The organism is Citrobacter sp. Cb004, from assembly GCF_030337065.1.
In the GTDB taxonomy this organism is placed as follows: Bacteria; Pseudomonadota; Gammaproteobacteria; order Enterobacterales; family Enterobacteriaceae; genus Citrobacter; species Citrobacter braakii.
Map to the genome: position 1 here is coordinate 80,456 of NZ_JAOWCH010000071.1, position 17,879 is coordinate 98,334.

The window sequence follows — 17,879 nt, forward strand, 5'->3', positions numbered from 1 at the left end:
CTAGTATCTCCTCTATCAAGACACACACAACCTGACGCCCTCTATCGCGTCATTCTTTTACTTTTAGATGGAAATACGAATCATGCGCATTGTTATTTACACTCGTAACAACTGTGTTCAGTGCCACGCTACTAAGCGGGCGATGGAAAGCCGCGGGTTTGACTTTGAGATGGTAAACGTCGATTTACACCCCGATATGGCTGATCGCCTGCGCGATCAAGGCTTTCGTCAGTTACCGGTCGTGGTCGCAGGGGAAACCAGTTGGTCAGGATTTCGCCCGGACATGATCAACCGTCTGCGCTCGGCCCCTCAAGTGGCCAGCGCATGAGTCAGCTCGTCTACTTTTCCAGCAGCTCCGAAAATACGCACCGCTTCATGCAGCGTCTGGGGCTGCCTGCCAACCGCATTCCGCTTAACGAACGCGAGCGGATCCGGGTAGACGAACCTTACATTTTAATCGTGCCCTCCTACGGTGGCGGCGGTACAGCTGGCGCGGTCCCGAGACAGGTGATCCGCTTTTTAAACGATACGCACAACCGGGCGTTAATCCGTGGAGTGATCGCCTCCGGCAATCGCAATTTCGGAGACGCCTACGGTCGCGCGGGTGATGTCATCTCACAAAAATGCGGCGTGCCGTGGCTCTATCGCTTTGAGCTGATGGGCACCCAAAGCGATATCGACAACGTGCAAAAAGGAGTGAGCGAATTTTGGCAACGACAACTGCAGAACGTGTAGAACAGCAGACGCTGGATTATCACGCCCTGAACGCCATGCTGAATCTGTACGATAAGGCCGGGCGCATTCAGTTCGACAAAGACCATCAGGCGGTGGAGGCATTCTTTACCGCCCACGTCCGCCCCAACTCGGTGGCGTTTGCCAGCCAGCAGGCGCGTCTGGACACGTTGGTGGATGAAGGCTATTACGATGCCAGCGTGTTAGCCCGCTACGATCGCGCGTTTGTGCTGAAGCTATTCGCCCACGCCCACGCCAGCGGATTCCGTTTCCAGACGTTCCTCGGCGCATGGAAGTTCTACACCAGCTATACGCTGAAAACGTTCGACGGGAAGCGCTATCTCGAAGACTTTGAGGATCGCGTAACGATGGTGGCGCTCACGCTGGCGCAGGGCGATGAAGCGCTCGCTCTGCAACTGACCGATGAAATGCTCTCCGGGCGTTTTCAACCCGCCACGCCAACCTTTTTAAACTGCGGTAAACAGCAACGCGGCGAGCTGGTTTCCTGCTTCCTGTTACGCATTGAAGACAACATGGAGTCAATTGGACGGGCGGTCAACTCGGCGCTGCAACTCTCCAAACGCGGCGGCGGCGTGGCATTTTTGCTCTCTAACCTGCGTGAGGCGGGTGCGCCCATTAAGCGCATTGAGAACCAGTCCTCTGGGGTGATCCCGGTAATGAAAATGCTGGAGGATGCGTTTTCTTATGCGAATCAATTAGGGGCGCGTCAGGGTGCGGGCGCGGTGTATCTGCACGCGCATCATCCGGATATTTTGCGTTTTCTCGATACCAAACGTGAAAACGCCGACGAGAAAATCCGTATCAAAACGCTCTCGCTTGGAGTGGTGATCCCGGATGTCACCTTCCAGTTAGCCAAAGAAAATGCCCAAATGGCGCTGTTTTCACCGTATGACGTGGAACGAATTTACGGCAAACCATTCGGTGATATCGCCGTAACTGAACGGTATGACGAACTGGTTGCCGACAAACGAGTGCGCAAAAAATACATTAACGCCCGCGATTTCTTCCAGCGGCTGGCCGAGATCCAGTTCGAGTCCGGCTACCCTTACATCATGTTTGAAGACACGGTGAATAGCGCCAATCCGATTGCCGGTCGAATCAATATGAGCAACCTGTGCTCGGAGATTTTGCAGGTTAATAGCGCTTCCACCTACGATGAAAACCTCAATTACGCACAAACAGGGCACGATATATCCTGCAACCTCGGCTCGTTGAATATCGCTCATACCATGGATTCGCCAGACTTTGGACGCACCGTGGAAACGGCGGTTCGCGGTTTAACGGCCGTTTCGGACATGAGCCATATCCGCAGCGTACCCTCAATTGAGGCCGGGAACAGCGCATCGCACGCTATCGGTCTTGGGCAGATGAACCTGCACGGGTATCTGGCGCGGGAAGGTATCGCCTACGGCTCACCTGAAGGGCTGGATTTCACCAATCTCTATTTCTACACCATCACCTGGCATGCGCTGAATACGTCGATGAAGCTCGCCCGGGAACGCGGCAAAACCTTTGCCGGATTCAGACAGTCCCGCTACGCCAGCGGTGAGTATTTTAACCAGTATCTGCAGGGCGACTGGCAGCCAAAAACTGCCAAGGTTCGCACACTGTTTGCCGCCAGCGGCATTACGCTGCCAACGCGCGAAATGTGGTCGCAGCTGCGTGAAGATGTCATGCGCTACGGCATTTATAACCAGAATTTACAAGCGGTTCCGCCAACGGGTTCTATCTCCTACATCAACCATGCGACATCAAGCATTCACCCGATCGTGTCAAAAGTGGAGATTCGCAAAGAGGGCAAAACCGGGCGCGTTTACTACCCTGCCCCGTTTATGACCAATGAGAATCTGGCCTTGTATCAGGATGCCTACGAGATTGGTCCACAAAAAATCATTGATACCTACGCTGAAGCAACGCGGCATGTCGATCAGGGGCTTTCACTGACGCTCTTTTTCCCCGATACCGCCACCACTCGCGATATCAACAAAGCGCAAATTTACGCCTGGCGTAAAGGCATCAAATCGCTGTATTACATCCGACTACGCCAGTTGGCGCTGGAAGGAACCGAAATCGAAGGTTGCGTGTCATGCGCGCTGTAAGGAGGACAACATGACATTATCCCGCGTGAGTGCCATCAACTGGAACAAGATTGAGGATGATAAAGATCTCGAGGTTTGGAATCGCCTGACCAGTAACTTCTGGTTACCGGAAAAGGTCCCGCTCTCCAACGATATCCCGGCCTGGCAAACGTTGAACGCCGCCGAACAGCAGCTGACTATCCGCGTTTTTACCGGGCTGACGCTGCTCGACACTATTCAGAACATAGCCGGTGCGCCAGCATTGATGGCCGATTCGTTAACGCCGCATGAAGAGGCGGTGCTATCGAATATCAGCTTTATGGAAGCGGTGCACGCCCGTTCGTACAGCTCAATTTTCTCCACTCTTTGCCAGACCAAAGACGTGGATGCGGCTTACGCGTGGAGTGAAGAAAATACCCCACTCCAGCGCAAGGCACAGATCGTTTTGACACATTACGCCAGCGACGAACCGTTGAAGAAAAAAATTGCCAGCGTATTTCTGGAATCCTTCCTGTTCTATTCCGGCTTCTGGTTGCCAATGTATTTCTCCAGCCGAGGAAAACTGACCAATACCGCCGATCTCATTCGTCTGATCATTCGTGATGAAGCCGTTCACGGGTATTACATTGGTTATAAATATCAAAAAGGTCTGGAGCACATTTCTGAATCCGCACGCGAGGAGTTAAAGAATTTTGCCCTCGATCTGCTGATGGAATTGTATGATAACGAAGCGCGTTATACGGAAGAATTGTATGCAGAAACCGGCTGGGTGGATGACGTCAAAGCCTTCCTTTGCTACAACGCCAATAAGGCATTAATGAATTTGGGGTATGAGGCATTATTCCCGCCAGAAATGGCGGAGGTTAACCCGGCAATCCTTGCTGCGCTGTCGCCCAACGCTGACGAAAACCACGATTTCTTCTCGGGTTCCGGCTCATCATACGTGATGGGAAAAGCTGTCGAAACCGAAGACGACGACTGGAATTTCTAGCACTCATTTCCGCGGGAAATACCGTACATTTTTCGCGGAAATATTTTAACAGGATCACACTTTTGTCGTGCAAATATAATTGTGTGATCTACACTCAATATCAGACGCATTATTCGCCTGCATTTCAGCAATTCAGGCGACTTTTCATTGCCATTTACAAAAAATATTACCCCATTCACATTCGCGCTCAGCCCTTATATCACGGGAAGTCCCGCCACATGGCCTTCGGCAATATTCGTGCCACAAACAAATTCAGGGTTGTCTCAGATTCTCAGTATGTTAGGGTAGAAAAAGGTCACTATTTCCATCAGGTAATATATCGATATAAACAAATAACAGGAATCATTCTATTGCATGGCAATTAAATTAGAAGTTAAAAATCTCTATAAGATATTTGGAGAGCATCCGCAGAGAGCCTTCAAATATATTGAAAAAGGACTTTCAAAAGAGCAGATTCTGGATAAAACAGGGCTATCGCTTGGCGTTAAGAACGCCAGTCTGGCCATTGAAGAAGGCGAGATATTTGTCATCATGGGATTATCCGGTTCGGGTAAATCCACAATGGTACGCCTTCTCAATCGCCTGATTGAACCCACCCGCGGGCAAGTATTGATTGACGGCGTAGACATCGCCCGGATATCCGATGCTGAGCTTCGCGAGGTGCGCAGAAAAAAGATTGCGATGGTTTTCCAGTCCTTTGCCCTGATGCCGCACATGACGGTCCTGGACAATACGGCATTCGGCATGGAATTAGCCGGTGTTGGCGCGGATGAACGTCGTGAAAAAGCGTTAGATGCGCTACGCCAGGTTGGTCTGGAGAATTATGCTCACGGATACCCGGATGAACTTTCCGGAGGGATGCGCCAGCGTGTGGGCCTCGCCCGTGCATTAGCCATTAACCCTGACATCTTATTAATGGATGAGGCCTTTTCTGCCCTCGATCCGTTAATTCGTACCGAGATGCAGGATGAACTGGTAAAACTACAGGCGAAACATCAACGTACCGTGGTCTTTATTTCCCACGATCTCGACGAAGCTATGCGTATTGGCGACAGAATTGCCATTATGCAAAACGGTGAAGTGGTCCAGGTCGGCACGCCAGATGAAATCCTGAATAATCCGGCCAATGATTATGTACGCACCTTCTTCCGCGGCGTTGATATTAGCCAGGTCTTTAGTGCCAAAGATATTTCACGTCGTAGCCCTGAAGGTTTAATTCGTAAAACGCCCGGGGTCGGTCCACGTTCAGCGCTGCAATTATTGCAGGACAAAGATCGCGAATATGGTTACGTGATCGAGCGCGGCAATAAATTCGTCGGCGTTGTTTCTATCGACTCTTTAAAAACAGCATTAAGTCAGGCGCAAGGTATTGAAGCGGCATTGATCGATGAGCCGTTAGCCGTGGATGCGCAAACTCCTCTCAGCGAGTTGCTTTCTCATGTCGGCCAGGCCCCGTGCGCGGTGCCGGTTGTTGATGAGGAACAGCAGTATGTGGGCATCATTTCAAAACGCATGCTGTTACAGGCTTTAGATCGTGAGGGGGCAAACAATGGCTGATCAAACCAATCCGTGGGATACCACACCAGCGGCCGACAGTGCCGCACAAACCGCCGATGCCTGGAGTACGCCATCAGGCGCGCCAGCTGACGGCGGTGGCGCAGACTGGCTGACCAGCGCACCCGCGCCGGCGCCAGAGCATTTCAATATTATGGATCCGTTCCATAAAACGCTGATCCCGCTGGATAGCTGGGTCACAGAAGGAATCGACTGGGTCGTTACCCATTTCCGTCCGGTCTTCCAGGGCATTCGAGTCCCGGTGGATTATATTCTCAACGGCTTCCAGCAGCTTCTGTTGGGTATGCCAGCCCCGGTGGCGATTATCCTGTTCGCTCTGATTGCCTGGCAGATTTCCGGCGTTGGAATGGGCGTTGCTACGCTGATTTCATTGATTGCAATCGGAGCCATCGGCGCGTGGTCACAGGCCATGATCACCCTGGCGCTGGTACTAACCGCGCTGCTGTTCTGCGTGGTGATCGGTCTACCCATGGGGATCTGGTTGGCGCGCAGTCCACGGGCGGCAAAAATTGTTCGTCCGCTGCTGGACGCCATGCAAACCACACCTGCGTTCGTCTATCTGGTGCCGATCGTCATGCTGTTTGGTATCGGCAACGTCCCGGGCGTGGTGGTGACGATTATCTTCGCCCTGCCGCCAATCGTGCGTCTGACCATTCTGGGGATTAACCAGGTGCCAGCCGACTTGATTGAAGCCTCGCGCTCATTTGGCGCCAGCCCGCGCCAGATGCTGTTTAAAGTGCAGCTCCCGCTGGCGATGCCTACCATTATGGCCGGGGTCAACCAGACGCTGATGCTGGCGCTCTCAATGGTCGTCATCGCGTCGATGATCGCCGTCGGCGGACTGGGTCAGATGGTTCTGCGCGGAATCGGTCGTCTGGATATGGGGCTTGCCACCGTCGGCGGGGTTGGGATCGTGATCCTCGCCATCATTCTCGACCGCCTGACGCAGGCTGTCGGTCGCGACGCCCGTAGCCGTGGCAACCGTCGCTGGTACACCACCGGTCCCGTTGGGCTTATCACTCGCCCATTCACGAAGTAATTCACCCGTTGCCCGGTGGCGCATTGCTTACCGGGCCTATACGTCCCTCCAATAATTAAGGAACAACGATGCGACAGAACGTCATTATTGCCACAGCGTTTGCCACCCTTGTCTCCACCAGCACTTTCGCTGCCGATCTGCCAGGCAAAGGCATCACTGTACAGCCAATCCAGAGCACTATCTCTGAAGAATCCTTCCAGACGCAACTGGTCGCCCGTGCGCTGGAGAAACTGGGTTATACCGTTAACAAAACAAGCGAAGTTGACTACAACGTCGGCTATACCTCCATTGCCTCTGGCGATGCAACTTTTACCGCTGTGAACTGGCAGCCGCTGCATGATGATATGTATGCCGCAGCGGGCGGAGACAAAAAGTTCTATCGCGAGGGGGTATTCGTTACGGGTGCCGCGCAAGGTTATCTGATCGATAAAAAAACCGCTGAGCAGTATAAAATCACCAACATTGCCCAGTTAAAAGATCCGAAGATCGCCAAAATCTTTGACACCAACGGCGACGGAAAAGCAGACATGATGGGCTGCTCGCCGGGCTGGGGCTGCGAAGCGGTGATCAACCACCAGAACAAAGCCTTCGATCTGGAAAAAACCGTCGAGGTCAGCCACGGTAACTATGCGGCGATGATGGCTGACACTATTACCCGCTTTAAAGAAGGCAAACCCATTCTTTACTACACCTGGACACCGTACTGGGTGAGCGACGTTATGAAACCGGGTAAAGATGTGGTCTGGCTGCAGGTGCCGTTCTCTTCCCTGCCAGGCGAGCAGAAAGACATTGATACCAAGCTGCCAAACGGCGCCAACTACGGCTTCCCGGTGAACACTATGCATATCGTCGCCAACAAAGCCTGGGCGGAGAAAAACCCGGCTGCGGCGAAACTGTTTGCCGTCATGAAGCTGCCGCTGGCGGATATCAACGCGCAGAACGCGATGATGCACGACGGGAAAGCATCTGAAGCCGACGTGCAGGGTCACGTTGACGGCTGGATCAAAGCCCACCAGCAACAGTTTGATGGCTGGGTGAAAGAAGCGCTGGCTGCGCAGAAATAACCCCCTCGTAGGCCTGATAAGCGTAGCGCCATCACACCAATGCTGGATGGTGGCGCGATGCGCCTTATCCGGCCTACACGCCCTCCTCCCAACCACACAATCCATCACCCAACAAATCAGCAACATTTAATCACTTACGTTATGATTGTTTTCTGCAACCCATTTTTCAGTTGAAAACCATGACGAAAACCACTCAGGGACTTAGCCCTTCGCTGATCCTGTTAATGTCTATCGCCACCGGCCTCGCCGTCGCCAGTAACTATTACGCGCAGCCGCTGCTCGACACCATCGCACGTAACTTTTCGCTATCGGCCAGTACCGCTGGCTTTATCGTCACCGCGGCCCAGCTCGGCTATGCCGCCGGCCTGCTGTTTTTAGTACCGCTTGGCGATATGTTTGAACGTCGGATGCTGATCGTCTCCATGACGCTGTTAGCGGCAGGCGGCATGCTTATTACCGCCAGCAGCCAGTCGCTGGGCATGCTGATCCTCGGCACCGCCCTGACCGGGTTGTTCTCGGTAGTGGCACAGATTCTGGTTCCACTGGCGGCGACGCTTGCCACGCCGGATAAGCGCGGTAAAGTTGTCGGCACCATTATGAGCGGCCTGCTGCTGGGTATCCTGCTGGCGCGCACCGTGGCGGGATTACTGGCCAATCTTGGCGGCTGGCGCACCGTATTTTGGGTCGCATCGATATTAATGGCGCTGATGGCGATTGCGCTGTGGCGCGGCCTGCCGAAGATGAAATCAGATACTCATCTCAACTATCCGCAACTGTTAGGCTCCGTATTCAGCCTGTTTATCCATGATAAATTGCTGCGTACCCGCGCGATGCTGGGCTGCCTGACCTTTGCCAATTTCAGTATTCTCTGGACCTCTATGGCGTTTTTGCTCGCCGCGCCGCCGTTTAACTACTCCGAAGGAACGATCGGGCTGTTTGGCCTGGCAGGGGCCGCAGGGGCGTTAGGCGCGCGTCCGGCAGGTGGTTTTGCCGATAAGGGAAAATCACATCTCACCACGACCACAGGTCTGTTATTACTGCTGCTCTCCTGGTGGGCTATCTGGTTAGGGCATAGTTCCGTGCCAATGCTGATTATCGGTATCCTGGTCCTGGACCTCACCGTTCAGGGTGTGCATATCACCAACCAGACGGTTATCTATCGCATTCATCCGGACGCGCGTAATCGCCTGACCGCCGGATACATGACCAGCTATTTTATTGGCGGGGCGGCAGGTTCGCTGATTTCGGCCTCCGCCTGGCAGCATGCCGGTTGGGCTGGCGTTTGTCTGGCCGGTACGACCGTTGCCCTACTCAACCTGTTGGTCTGGTGGCGAGGATATCACCGTCAGGAAGCCGTAAATTAAGCATATAGCGTATGTTTACCGCTGATTGGGCTCCGCAGGGTGTTAAGGAGCCCATCAGTCTGCTAAGGTTATAACTCATTGAACCAATTTATATTAATTTCGGTAATGAAACCTATAACCCTATGGAAAGCCCGATATCCCAGTCTGAACCCAGTTCTGCAACGCTAACTGAAGGATTCAAAGACAGCCTGCCAATAGTCATCAGCTATATTCCGGTCGCTTTTGCATTTGGTCTCAATGCCACTCGCCTTGGCTTTACTCCGGTTGAAAGCGTGTTTTTCTCCTGCATTATCTATGCGGGAGCCAGCCAGTTTGTCATCACCACAATGCTCGCCGCAGGCAGTTCTTTGTGGGTCGCCGCACTGACCGTCATGGCCATGGATGTACGCCATGTTTTGTACGGACCTTCCCTGCGTAGCCGAATCGCCCAGCGACTGAGCAAACCCAAAAGCGCGCTGTGGGCCTTTGGTCTCACCGATGAAGTCTTTGCCGCCGCCACCGCGAAGCTGGTACGGGATAACCGGCGCTGGAGTGAAAACTGGATGATCGGCATTGCGCTATGCTCCTGGGCCTCCTGGGTGTTTGGCACGGTGATCGGCGCGTTTTCCGGTAGTGGTTTACTCAAGGATTACCCGGCAGTTGAAGCGGCGTTGGGCTTCATGCTCCCGGCGCTGTTCATGAGCTTCCTGCTCGCCTCTTTCCAGCGTCAACAAGCACTTTGTGTAACTGCAGCACTGGCCGGCGCGCTGGCTGGCGTCATGCTGTTTTCCATTCCTGCCGCCATCCTTGCAGGCATTGTCTGCGGATGTCTGACGGCTCTTATCCAGTCATTTTGGCAGGGAGGTCCCGATGAGCTATGAGGTCCTGCTGCTTGGCCTGTTGGTCGGCTGCGTTAACTACTGTTTTCGTTATTTGCCGCTCCGTCTTGGAGTGGGGAATGTTCGCCCGACGAAGCGCGGCGCGACGGGCATATTACTCGACACCATTGGCATTGCATCAATTTGCGCCCTGTTGGTGGTGTCTACCGCGCCAGAAGTGATGCACGATTCTCGTCGGTTCGTGCCTACGCTGGTGGGGTTTGTCATACTGGGCGCAAGCTTCTATAAGACCCGCAGCATCATCATTCCAACCTTACTGAGTGCTCTGGGCTATGGATTAGCCTGGAAAATGCTGATTGTCTTATAGATAAAAACAATCATTTTAAATAAATAATACATTTACTTTATTTGTCACTGTCGTTACTATATCGGCTGAAATTAATGAGGTTATACCCAAATGGATAGTTCGTTTACGCCCATTGAACAAATGCTAAAATTTCGCGCCAGCCGCTACGAAGAGTTCCCTTATCAGGAAGTGCTTCTGACTCGTCTATGCATGCACATGCAGGGCAAGCTGCTGGAAAACCGCAATAAGATGCTGAAAGCTCAAGGGATTAACGAGACATTGTTTATGGCGTTGATTACGCTGGAGTCTCAGGAAAACCACAGTATTCAGCCTTCTGAACTGAGTTGCGCGCTTGGCTCGTCACGCACTAACGCAACCCGCATTGCGGATGAGTTAGAAAAACGTGGCTGGATCGAACGTCGCGAAAGCGATAACGATCGCCGCTGTCTGCATCTGCAATTGACCGAGAAAGGCCACGCATTTTTGCAAGAGGTGTTACCGCCTCAGCATAACTGCCTGCATCAGCTTTGGTCATCTCTCAGCACCACCGAAAAAGATCAGCTTGAGCAAATTACCCGTAAACTTCTGACCCGTCTTGACCAGATGGAGCAGGATGGCGCGGTATTAGAAGCGTTGCGCTAACGCGCCGACTCGCTCAGAAATCCAGATTTATAAATGAAAAAACCGACAGGCCAGCACGCATACTGCTGGCCTGTCTGATAAACAGGTCGGCTCAGCCGATGTGAAAAAAAAAGAAGATCGTGGAGAACAACATGAGCGCAAATGCGGAGACTCAAACCCCGCAGCAACCGGTCAAGAAGAATGGCAAACGTAAAAGTATGCTGCTCCTTCTGACCTTGCTCTTTATTATCATTGCCGTGGCATATGGGATTTATTGGTTTTTAGTACTGCGTCATGTCGAAGAGACAGACGATGCGTACGTGGCAGGGAACCAGGTTCAAATCATGGCGCAGGTATCAGGCAGCGTGACGAAAGTCTGGGCTGATAACACTGACTTTGTAAAACAAGGCGATGTGCTGGTCACCCTCGACCAGACGGACGCAAAGCAGGCATTTGAAAAAGCCAAAACTGCGCTGGCTTCCAGCGTGCGTCAGACGCACCAGTTGATGATCAACAGCAAGCAGTTGCAGGCAAGCATTGAAGTGCAGAGAACCGCGCTGGCGCAGGCACAAAGCGACTTTAATCGCCGTGTCCCGCTGGGCAACGCCAACCTGATTGGCCGCGAAGAGCTGCAACATGCGCGTGATGCCGTCGCCAGCGCTCAGGCTCAGCTTGATGTCGCTATCCAACAATATAATGCCAACCAGGCGATGATTCTCGGCAGTAAGCTGGAAGACCAGCCCGCCGTGCAACAGGCGGCCACTGAAGTGCGCAATGCCTGGCTGGCGCTGGAACGAACCAGAATCGTCAGCCCAATGACTGGCTATGTTTCCCGTCGTTCCGTGCAGCCGGGAGCGCAAATTAGCCCGACCACGCCGCTGATGGCGGTCGTTCCAGCCACGAACCTGTGGGTGGATGCCAACTTCAAAGAAACACAGCTCGCGCACATGCGTATCGGTCAACCGGCGACCGTTATCAGCGATATTTACGGCGATGACGTGAAATATACCGGTAAGGTTATCGGGCTGGATATGGGTACGGGCAGCGCCTTTTCCCTGCTGCCAGCACAAAACGCGACGGGTAACTGGATCAAAGTCGTCCAGCGTCTGCCGGTGCGTATTGAACTGGATGCACAGCAGCTGGCGCAGCATCCGCTGCGTATCGGTTTATCTACGCTGGTTACGGTAGATACCTCAAATCGTGACGGACAAATTCTGGCAAGCCAGGTTCGTACCACGCCGGTATCAGAAAGTAATGCACGGGAAATCAACCTTGCTCCGGTCAATAAGATGATCGAAGAGATCGTGCAGGCCAACGCGGGCTAATTCAAAGGTGCGTGTGATGCAACAGCAAAAACCGCTGGAAGGCGCGCAGCTCGTCATTATGACGATCGCGCTGTCCCTGGCGACATTCATGCAGGTGCTGGACTCCACCATTGCTAACGTGGCGATCCCCACTATCGCCGGGAACCTCGGCTCTTCACTGAGCCAGGGAACCTGGGTGATCACCTCATTCGGGGTGGCGAACGCTATCTCGATTCCGATCACCGGCTGGCTGGCAAAGCGTTTTGGCGAAGTAAGGCTATTCATGTGGTCAACTATCGCCTTCGTCATTGCGTCATGGGCATGCGGGATGTCCACCAGCCTGAGCATGCTGATTTTCTTCCGCGTAATCCAGGGGATTGTCGCCGGTCCATTAATTCCGCTGTCACAAAGCTTGTTGTTGAATAACTATCCTCCCGCCAAGCGTTCCATCGCCCTGGCGCTATGGTCGATGACGGTGATTGTTGCCCCGATATGTGGCCCTATTCTTGGGGGCTATATCAGCGACAACTATCACTGGGGCTGGATATTTTTCATCAACGTGCCAATCGGTGCTGCGGTGGTATTGATGACCCTGCAAACCCTGCGCGGTCGGGAAACCAAAACCGAGCAGCGGCGCATCGATGCCATTGGTCTGGCCCTGCTGGTCATTGGTATCGGCAGTTTGCAGATTATGCTCGACCGCGGCAAAGAGCTGGACTGGTTCGCCTCTCAGGAGATTATCATCCTGACGGTGGTCGCCGTTGTCGCCATCAGCTTCCTGATCGTCTGGGAGCTTACCGACGAGCACCCCATTGTCGACCTCTCACTGTTTAAGTCGCGCAACTTTACCATCGGCTGTCTGTGTATCAGTCTGGCCTATATGCTCTACTTCGGCGCAATCGTCCTGCTGCCGCAGCTGTTGCAGGAGGTATACGGCTATACGGCAACCTGGGCCGGTCTGGCGTCAGCGCCGGTTGGGGTGATTCCGGTGATCTTATCGCCGATTATCGGCCGCTTCGCGCACAAGCTTGATATGCGTCGGTTAGTTACGTTCAGTTTTATTATGTACGCCGTCTGTTTCTACTGGCGTGCGTGGACGTTCGAACCGGGTATGGACTTTGGCGCATCGGCCTGGCCACAGTTTATTCAGGGTTTCGCGGTAGCCTGCTTCTTTATGCCGCTGACGACTATCACGCTGTCCGGCTTACCACCTGAGCGTCTGGCCGCGGCATCAAGTTTGTCGAACTTTACGCGAACGCTGGCCGGCTCTATTGGCACATCAATTACGACGACGATGTGGACTAACCGCGAGTCACTTCACCATGCGCAGTTAACGGAATCCGTTAATCCTTACAATCCAAACGCGCAGGCAATGTACGATAAGCTGCAGGATTTAGGGATGACGCACCAGCAGGCGTCAGGCTGGATAGCCCAGCAGATCACCAATCAGGGGCTGATTATTTCCGCCAACGAAATCTTCTGGATGTCGGCGGGGATCTTCCTGGTCTTGCTTGGCCTGGTGTGGTTTGCCAAACCACCCTTCGGTGCGGGCGGCGGCGGCGGTGGCGCGCACTAAATATCTGATAAAAGGGATCTGCGGATCCCTTTTTTATTGCCCCCTAGGAGTAATGCTTGTTAGTTAACGAGGATGAGTGGCACATACAGAGGTAATGAATCTGTTGCCTCCGGCGTATTGCTACGTTCACCTTATGTTTGTCACTTCTCTGAGGCAATACGACCTGTGAACGTGTTAAGGGTACTATCGCCGTACCCTTAACAATCCCGGCTCCCGGCGGGAAAATTGCCGCTCCGCGGTCCCCTCCGTTTATTCCTCCAGGCTACCGGGCCGGGCGCGAGGAAACTTCCCTGCAAAACGCGCCCTGAACCCGCATCCCTGCGGGTTCTCCCGGCCTTACGGAAACACGTCGGCAATTTTCAGCCGGACCAGCCCACACCTGACCACCTGCGTTTTTTATCTGAACAGCAAAACAGACTTAACTGGAAGTCAGTGCGTTGCAGCGATGACCCCGGTCCGGCTGAAAATCGATGAGGCGTTGACGGCTGACCGGGTCTGCCCGCAGGGATGCGGGCAGAGGGGACGGCCTGCAGGGACGCAGGCCCGGCCCCGACCCGACAGGCAGACGGCATAAGACGAATGAATCGCGCAGCGACGATTTTCCCGCCGGGAGCCTGGGTTGCAAGGGAGGCGGCGGTGAGCCTCCCTTGCGCGTTCACGGGTATCTGCGCTTCAGAAAAGTGATGCCACTGAGGTGAACGGAACCCTGAGCCGAAATCACATGTTCTCCATAATGCTTAACTGACTGGCATTACCTACCAGGGAGGTGGTTTAGGGGGAGGGGCAATAAAAAACCCCGGTTATAAGCCGGGGTTAATTTAAATACTGGAACAACTAATCAGTATGACTAAATATGCAGTTCCTGCAGTTTCTCTTTCGGCAGCGCCAGCTCTTCATTGCTGTTAACGCGTACATCATGCTCCAGAATATGACGTGCGATATCCTGTGCTTCGCTAAGAGAGTGCATCTGATACGTGCCACACTGGTAAACGTTCAGCTCCGGGATCTGGTTTTGATCCTGCACTTTCAGCACGTCCGCCATCGCCGCTTTCCACGCGTCGGCAACACGCTGCTCGTCTGGCGTACCAATCAGGCTCATGTAAAAGCCAGTGCGGCATCCCATCGGAGAGATATCGATAATCTCCACGCCGTTGCCGTTGAGATGGTTACGCATAAAACCTGCAAACAGGTGTTCCAGCGTGTGGATACCTTTCTCAGGCATCACTTCTTTGTTCGGAATGCAGAAACGCAGATCAAACACGGTGATTGCGTCGCCATGCGGGGTGTTCATCGTTTTTGCAACCCGGACCGCGGGAGCTTCCATCCGGGTGTGATCGACAGTAAAACTATCTAACAACGGCATTTAGCCACCTCCGATAAATTTTTTGAAAATAATCTGAACTCTTTGTTCCGGGGCGAGTCTGAGTATATGAAAGACGCGCATTTGTTATCATCATCCCTGTTTTCAGAGATGAAATTTTGGCCACTCCCGAGTGGCCTTTTTCTTTTGTATCAAGCGTGCTTTTCCAGCCACACGCTAAACGGCTCAGTATCAGCCGCTTCGATCTCCTGCTGACGACGCTTTGAAGCCTCGGTTTCAGCAATAAATTCCGCTTCCTGCAATATTTCTAACGGCTCTTCACGCAGCAGATTTCGGTAAGCCTCACCCAGCGCTTTACCCGTGCCGCCAATGCCTTCATCAATCATAGACCGTAGGATCCGGGCAGAGAAAGTCAGTTCTGGGTTGTCAAAACAGGCAACCAGTTCATCACAGACCTTTTGATACTCCTCTCCCCCATCGATGCTGTCCAGCGTTTGTGCCACGCGTTTCAGATCGCGGAACAGATCTTTCCCTACCTTAGGCAGCGGGAACTGGGCTGTTTCACAGCCAATACCTAACGTCAGCCCAGGCTTACGACCTTCAAGAATCACCCGATTCCAGTTTTTACGCGTACACAGCAATTCATCGCTGCTCATTTCCGGGGCATCGGCCAGCGCACACCAGACCATAAACAGATCGAGGAAACGCACCTGCTGCTCGTCCACGCCGATCGGTGAGAACGGGTTGATATCCAGTGAACGAACTTCGATGTACTCAATACCGCCACGCAGAAGCGCGTCAGAAGGCGTTTCGCCACGACGAGTGACGCGTTTCGGGCGAATAGGCGCATACAGCTCATTTTCAATCTGCAGAACGTTGCTGTTGATTTGCAGACGCTTACCGTCCTTCTCCAGACCGATCGCCGCGTACTCCTCGGAAGGGGTTTTAATCGCGCGCTTTAATCCTGCCACATACTCATGCAAATCGTTAAACGTAATTCCGAGATTGCTTTGCGACTTATTGGTATAGCCCAAATCACTCAGGCGCAGCGACGTCGCATACGGCAGGTAATACATCCCACAGTCGGTTTTTTCAAACGGCAGGGTTGTCGGTTTTCCTTGCAGGAAAGAGGAACAAATGGCCGGAGAGGCGCCAAACAGATACGGGATCACCCAACCAAAACGGTAGTAGTTGCGGATCAGACGGAAGTAACCCGCGGAGATCTTCTCTTTAGCATCTTCGCCGTCCGTTACGCCACATTTCGCCTGCCAGAAAGCCATCGGCAATGAGAAATTGTAGTGTACGCCGGAGATAGTCTGCATCAGCGCGCCGTAACGGTTTTTGAGGCCTTCACGGTACAGCGTTTTCAGACGACCGGTATTCGACGTACCGTACTGCGCCAGTTCGATATCCTGACCTTCGGCAATATAGCAAGGCATGCTCAACGGCCACATACGCTCGTCGCCCAGGTTCCTGGCGGTATACCGATGCAGGTCGCGCATAAATGTGAGCATTTTCTCAATGTCGTCGCCTGGAGGCGTAATAAACTCCAGCAGTGCTTCGGCAAAGTCAGTGGTTATCCATTTATGCGTTAGCGCTGAGCCTAACACCTCAGGATGGCCTGTCGTTGCTAATGACCCATCTGCATTAACGCGCAGCGTTTCGCGCTCCAGCCCACGTTGAATCCCCTTTAACGCCTGAGGATGGTTTTCCAGCCAGGCCAGCGCCTGTGATACGTCCGGGATCAAATTGACCTCCCGCCTGTCAAAATCGTTTTAATTAGCATAATGGTATTGGTTACCCTGAAGGCTATCTCACAACACAATTAGTGCCACCACATAATGCCTTGCGTCGTAACCGCTGCGACAACTACATAGCGCAGCGCCTTGCCAAGGCATAAGAAAAAAAGTACTGGACCCCACGAGATGCGCATCCATCCAGCTAACAGGCACAGTAAATCACCCACAACCGGCATCCAGCTTAATAATAGTGTGACAGCGCCATAGCGCCGCAGCCAGCCAGTGGCTTTTTCTTGCCAGCGCGATGTTTTACGCAATGGAAAGAAACGCCCAAGGATAACGTTAGTTAACCCTCCAAGGCTATTACCCATTGTTGCTGTTAAGACTAAGACCCAGGGATGACTTATCCCAGAGACCAGCAAAGCAACTAAAACAACTTCAGAATTGCCGGGTAATAGCGTAGCGCTGAGAAAACTGCTGGCAAACAGTGACAGGAGCGATAGTCCATCACTCACAATAACCGGACATCCACCGCGTCCATTCCTGCGGCACGCGCCGCCTGCAGTCCAAAATCGGCATCTTCAAACACGACACAGCGCGCCGGAGCAACACCCATACGTTCGGCACAGAGCAAAAACGTATCAGGAGCAGGTTTATGGTGTTGTACGTGATCGGCTGCGACTACAGCATCAAAATAGCGACGCAGCCCAAGGTGTGCGAGCAGAGCTTCCGCAATCGCGCTTTCACTCCCCGTACCTACCGACATAGGACGACGACCATGCCAGGCTTTCACGACGTCAACCAATGGCAAAGGCTGGACGCTATCCAGCAGCATGCTTCTCACCTTGTCGGTTTTTTCACGCGCCAAGGCATGAGGGTCAAGATCGGCATGATTCAATTCAATTACCGACTGAGCAATACGCCACGTTGGGGAGCCATTGAGGGCGACCATGGCTTGTTCATCAAAACGTAACCCATAATGCCCCAATACCTCATGCCACGCCTTACGGTGCGTTGGCTCGGTATCCAGGATGGTGCCATCCATATCAAAAATCAAACCCGCATAACGTTCGTACATCGTCTTCTCACAAGCCGAATGACCAGACGTTATTTTATCGTAATTGATTGATTTTGTCGCTGACAGCGAATTAAGGGGTGTTCCGGGAGTATGTGGAAATGATTCAAAGGAGAGAAGATGGTGCATCCGGGAGTTATCTCGGAGAAGATGGTGCATCCGGGAGGATTCGAACCTCCGACCGCTCGGTTCGTAGCCGAGTACTCTATCCAGCT

General features: G+C 53.2%; 17 protein-coding genes. 13 read left to right on the plus strand and 4 right to left on the minus strand.

Annotation, left to right across the window (positions count from 1 at the left end):
* Positions 1–82: 82 nt before the first annotated feature.
* The 13 genes from nrdH to emrB all read left to right on the plus strand — a co-directional run bounded on the left by nrdH (position 83) and on the right by emrB (position 13,529).
* Positions 83–328, plus strand: coding sequence for a glutaredoxin-like protein NrdH (gene nrdH / locus OGV65_RS24255; protein ID WP_016154148.1), 246 nt, complete (start codon positions 83–85; stop codon positions 326–328).
* Positions 325–735, plus strand: coding sequence for a class Ib ribonucleoside-diphosphate reductase assembly flavoprotein NrdI (nrdI, locus tag OGV65_RS24260; RefSeq protein WP_286455533.1), 411 nt, complete (start codon positions 325–327; stop codon positions 733–735). The genes nrdH and nrdI overlap by 4 nt, the downstream gene beginning before the upstream one ends.
* Positions 708–2,852 carry a class 1b ribonucleoside-diphosphate reductase subunit alpha gene (gene nrdE, locus OGV65_RS24265; protein WP_103847968.1) on the plus strand — a complete coding sequence of 715 codons (2,145 nt, stop codon included), beginning with the start codon at positions 708–710 and terminating at the stop codon, positions 2,850–2,852. Before nrdI ends, nrdE begins: the two co-directional genes overlap by 28 nt.
* Before the next feature lie 10 nt (positions 2,853–2,862).
* Positions 2,863–3,822 carry a class 1b ribonucleoside-diphosphate reductase subunit beta gene (gene nrdF, locus OGV65_RS24270; protein ID WP_019077528.1) on the plus strand — a complete coding sequence of 320 codons (960 nt, stop codon included), beginning with the start codon at positions 2,863–2,865 and terminating at the stop codon, positions 3,820–3,822.
* A 354-nt stretch (positions 3,823–4,176) separates the two neighbouring features.
* Complete coding sequence (gene proV / locus OGV65_RS24275; protein WP_016157301.1) at positions 4,177–5,379, plus strand: glycine betaine/L-proline ABC transporter ATP-binding protein ProV; 1,203 nt, start codon at positions 4,177–4,179, stop codon at positions 5,377–5,379.
* Positions 5,372–6,436, plus strand: a complete 1,065-nt coding sequence (gene proW, locus OGV65_RS24280; protein ID WP_016157302.1) for a glycine betaine/L-proline ABC transporter permease ProW — start codon at positions 5,372–5,374, stop codon at positions 6,434–6,436. Before proV ends, proW begins: the two co-directional genes overlap by 8 nt.
* A gap of 68 nt (positions 6,437–6,504) precedes the next feature.
* On the plus strand, positions 6,505–7,500 hold the full coding sequence (proX, locus tag OGV65_RS24285) for a glycine betaine/L-proline ABC transporter substrate-binding protein ProX (protein WP_016154154.1): 996 nt from the start codon (positions 6,505–6,507) through the stop codon (positions 7,498–7,500).
* Between the two features lie 179 nt (positions 7,501–7,679).
* The gene (locus tag OGV65_RS24290; RefSeq protein ID WP_047358817.1) at positions 7,680–8,864 is read left to right on the plus strand and encodes an MFS transporter; all 1,185 of its coding nucleotides are present in this window, start codon (positions 7,680–7,682) and stop codon (positions 8,862–8,864) included.
* A gap of 122 nt (positions 8,865–8,986) precedes the next feature.
* Entirely contained in the window at positions 8,987–9,724 is a 738-nt protein-coding gene (locus OGV65_RS24295) for an AzlC family ABC transporter permease (protein WP_019077531.1), read from the plus strand.
* The gene (gene ygaH / locus OGV65_RS24300) at positions 9,714–10,049 is read left to right on the plus strand and encodes an L-valine transporter subunit YgaH (protein ID WP_016154157.1); all 336 of its coding nucleotides are present in this window, start codon (positions 9,714–9,716) and stop codon (positions 10,047–10,049) included. The genes OGV65_RS24295 and ygaH overlap by 11 nt, the downstream gene beginning before the upstream one ends.
* Positions 10,050–10,139: 90 nt before the next feature.
* Positions 10,140–10,670, plus strand: coding sequence for a multidrug efflux transporter EmrAB transcriptional repressor EmrR (emrR, locus tag OGV65_RS24305; protein ID WP_003037300.1), 531 nt, complete (start codon positions 10,140–10,142; stop codon positions 10,668–10,670).
* A 131-nt stretch (positions 10,671–10,801) separates the two neighbouring features.
* A complete protein-coding gene (gene emrA / locus OGV65_RS24310) occupies positions 10,802–11,974 on the plus strand; it encodes a multidrug efflux MFS transporter periplasmic adaptor subunit EmrA (RefSeq protein ID WP_047499459.1) in 1,173 nt (390 codons plus the stop codon).
* 16 nt (positions 11,975–11,990) lie between these two features.
* Positions 11,991–13,529, plus strand: a complete 1,539-nt coding sequence (gene emrB / locus OGV65_RS24315) for a multidrug efflux MFS transporter permease subunit EmrB (protein ID WP_047499457.1) — start codon at positions 11,991–11,993, stop codon at positions 13,527–13,529.
* A gap of 847 nt (positions 13,530–14,376) precedes the next feature.
* Here emrB and luxS read toward each other — a convergent pair.
* The 4 genes from luxS to yqaB all read right to left on the minus strand — a co-directional run bounded on the left by luxS (position 14,377) and on the right by yqaB (position 17,667).
* Positions 14,377–14,892, minus strand: coding sequence for an S-ribosylhomocysteine lyase (luxS, locus tag OGV65_RS24320; RefSeq protein ID WP_016154160.1), 516 nt, complete (start codon positions 14,890–14,892; stop codon positions 14,377–14,379).
* A 149-nt stretch (positions 14,893–15,041) separates the two neighbouring features.
* Positions 15,042–16,598: a glutamate--cysteine ligase gene (gshA, locus tag OGV65_RS24325; protein ID WP_016154161.1), complete on the minus strand. Its 1,557-nt coding sequence runs from the start codon at positions 16,596–16,598 to the stop codon at positions 15,042–15,044.
* A 77-nt stretch (positions 16,599–16,675) separates the two neighbouring features.
* Complete coding sequence (locus OGV65_RS24330) at positions 16,676–17,104, minus strand: YqaA family protein (RefSeq protein WP_003839664.1); 429 nt, start codon at positions 17,102–17,104, stop codon at positions 16,676–16,678.
* Positions 17,101–17,667: a fructose-1-phosphate/6-phosphogluconate phosphatase gene (gene yqaB, locus OGV65_RS24335; protein ID WP_049270940.1), complete on the minus strand. Its 567-nt coding sequence runs from the start codon at positions 17,665–17,667 to the stop codon at positions 17,101–17,103. The genes OGV65_RS24330 and yqaB overlap by 4 nt, the downstream gene beginning before the upstream one ends.
* Positions 17,668–17,879 lie beyond the last annotated feature (212 nt).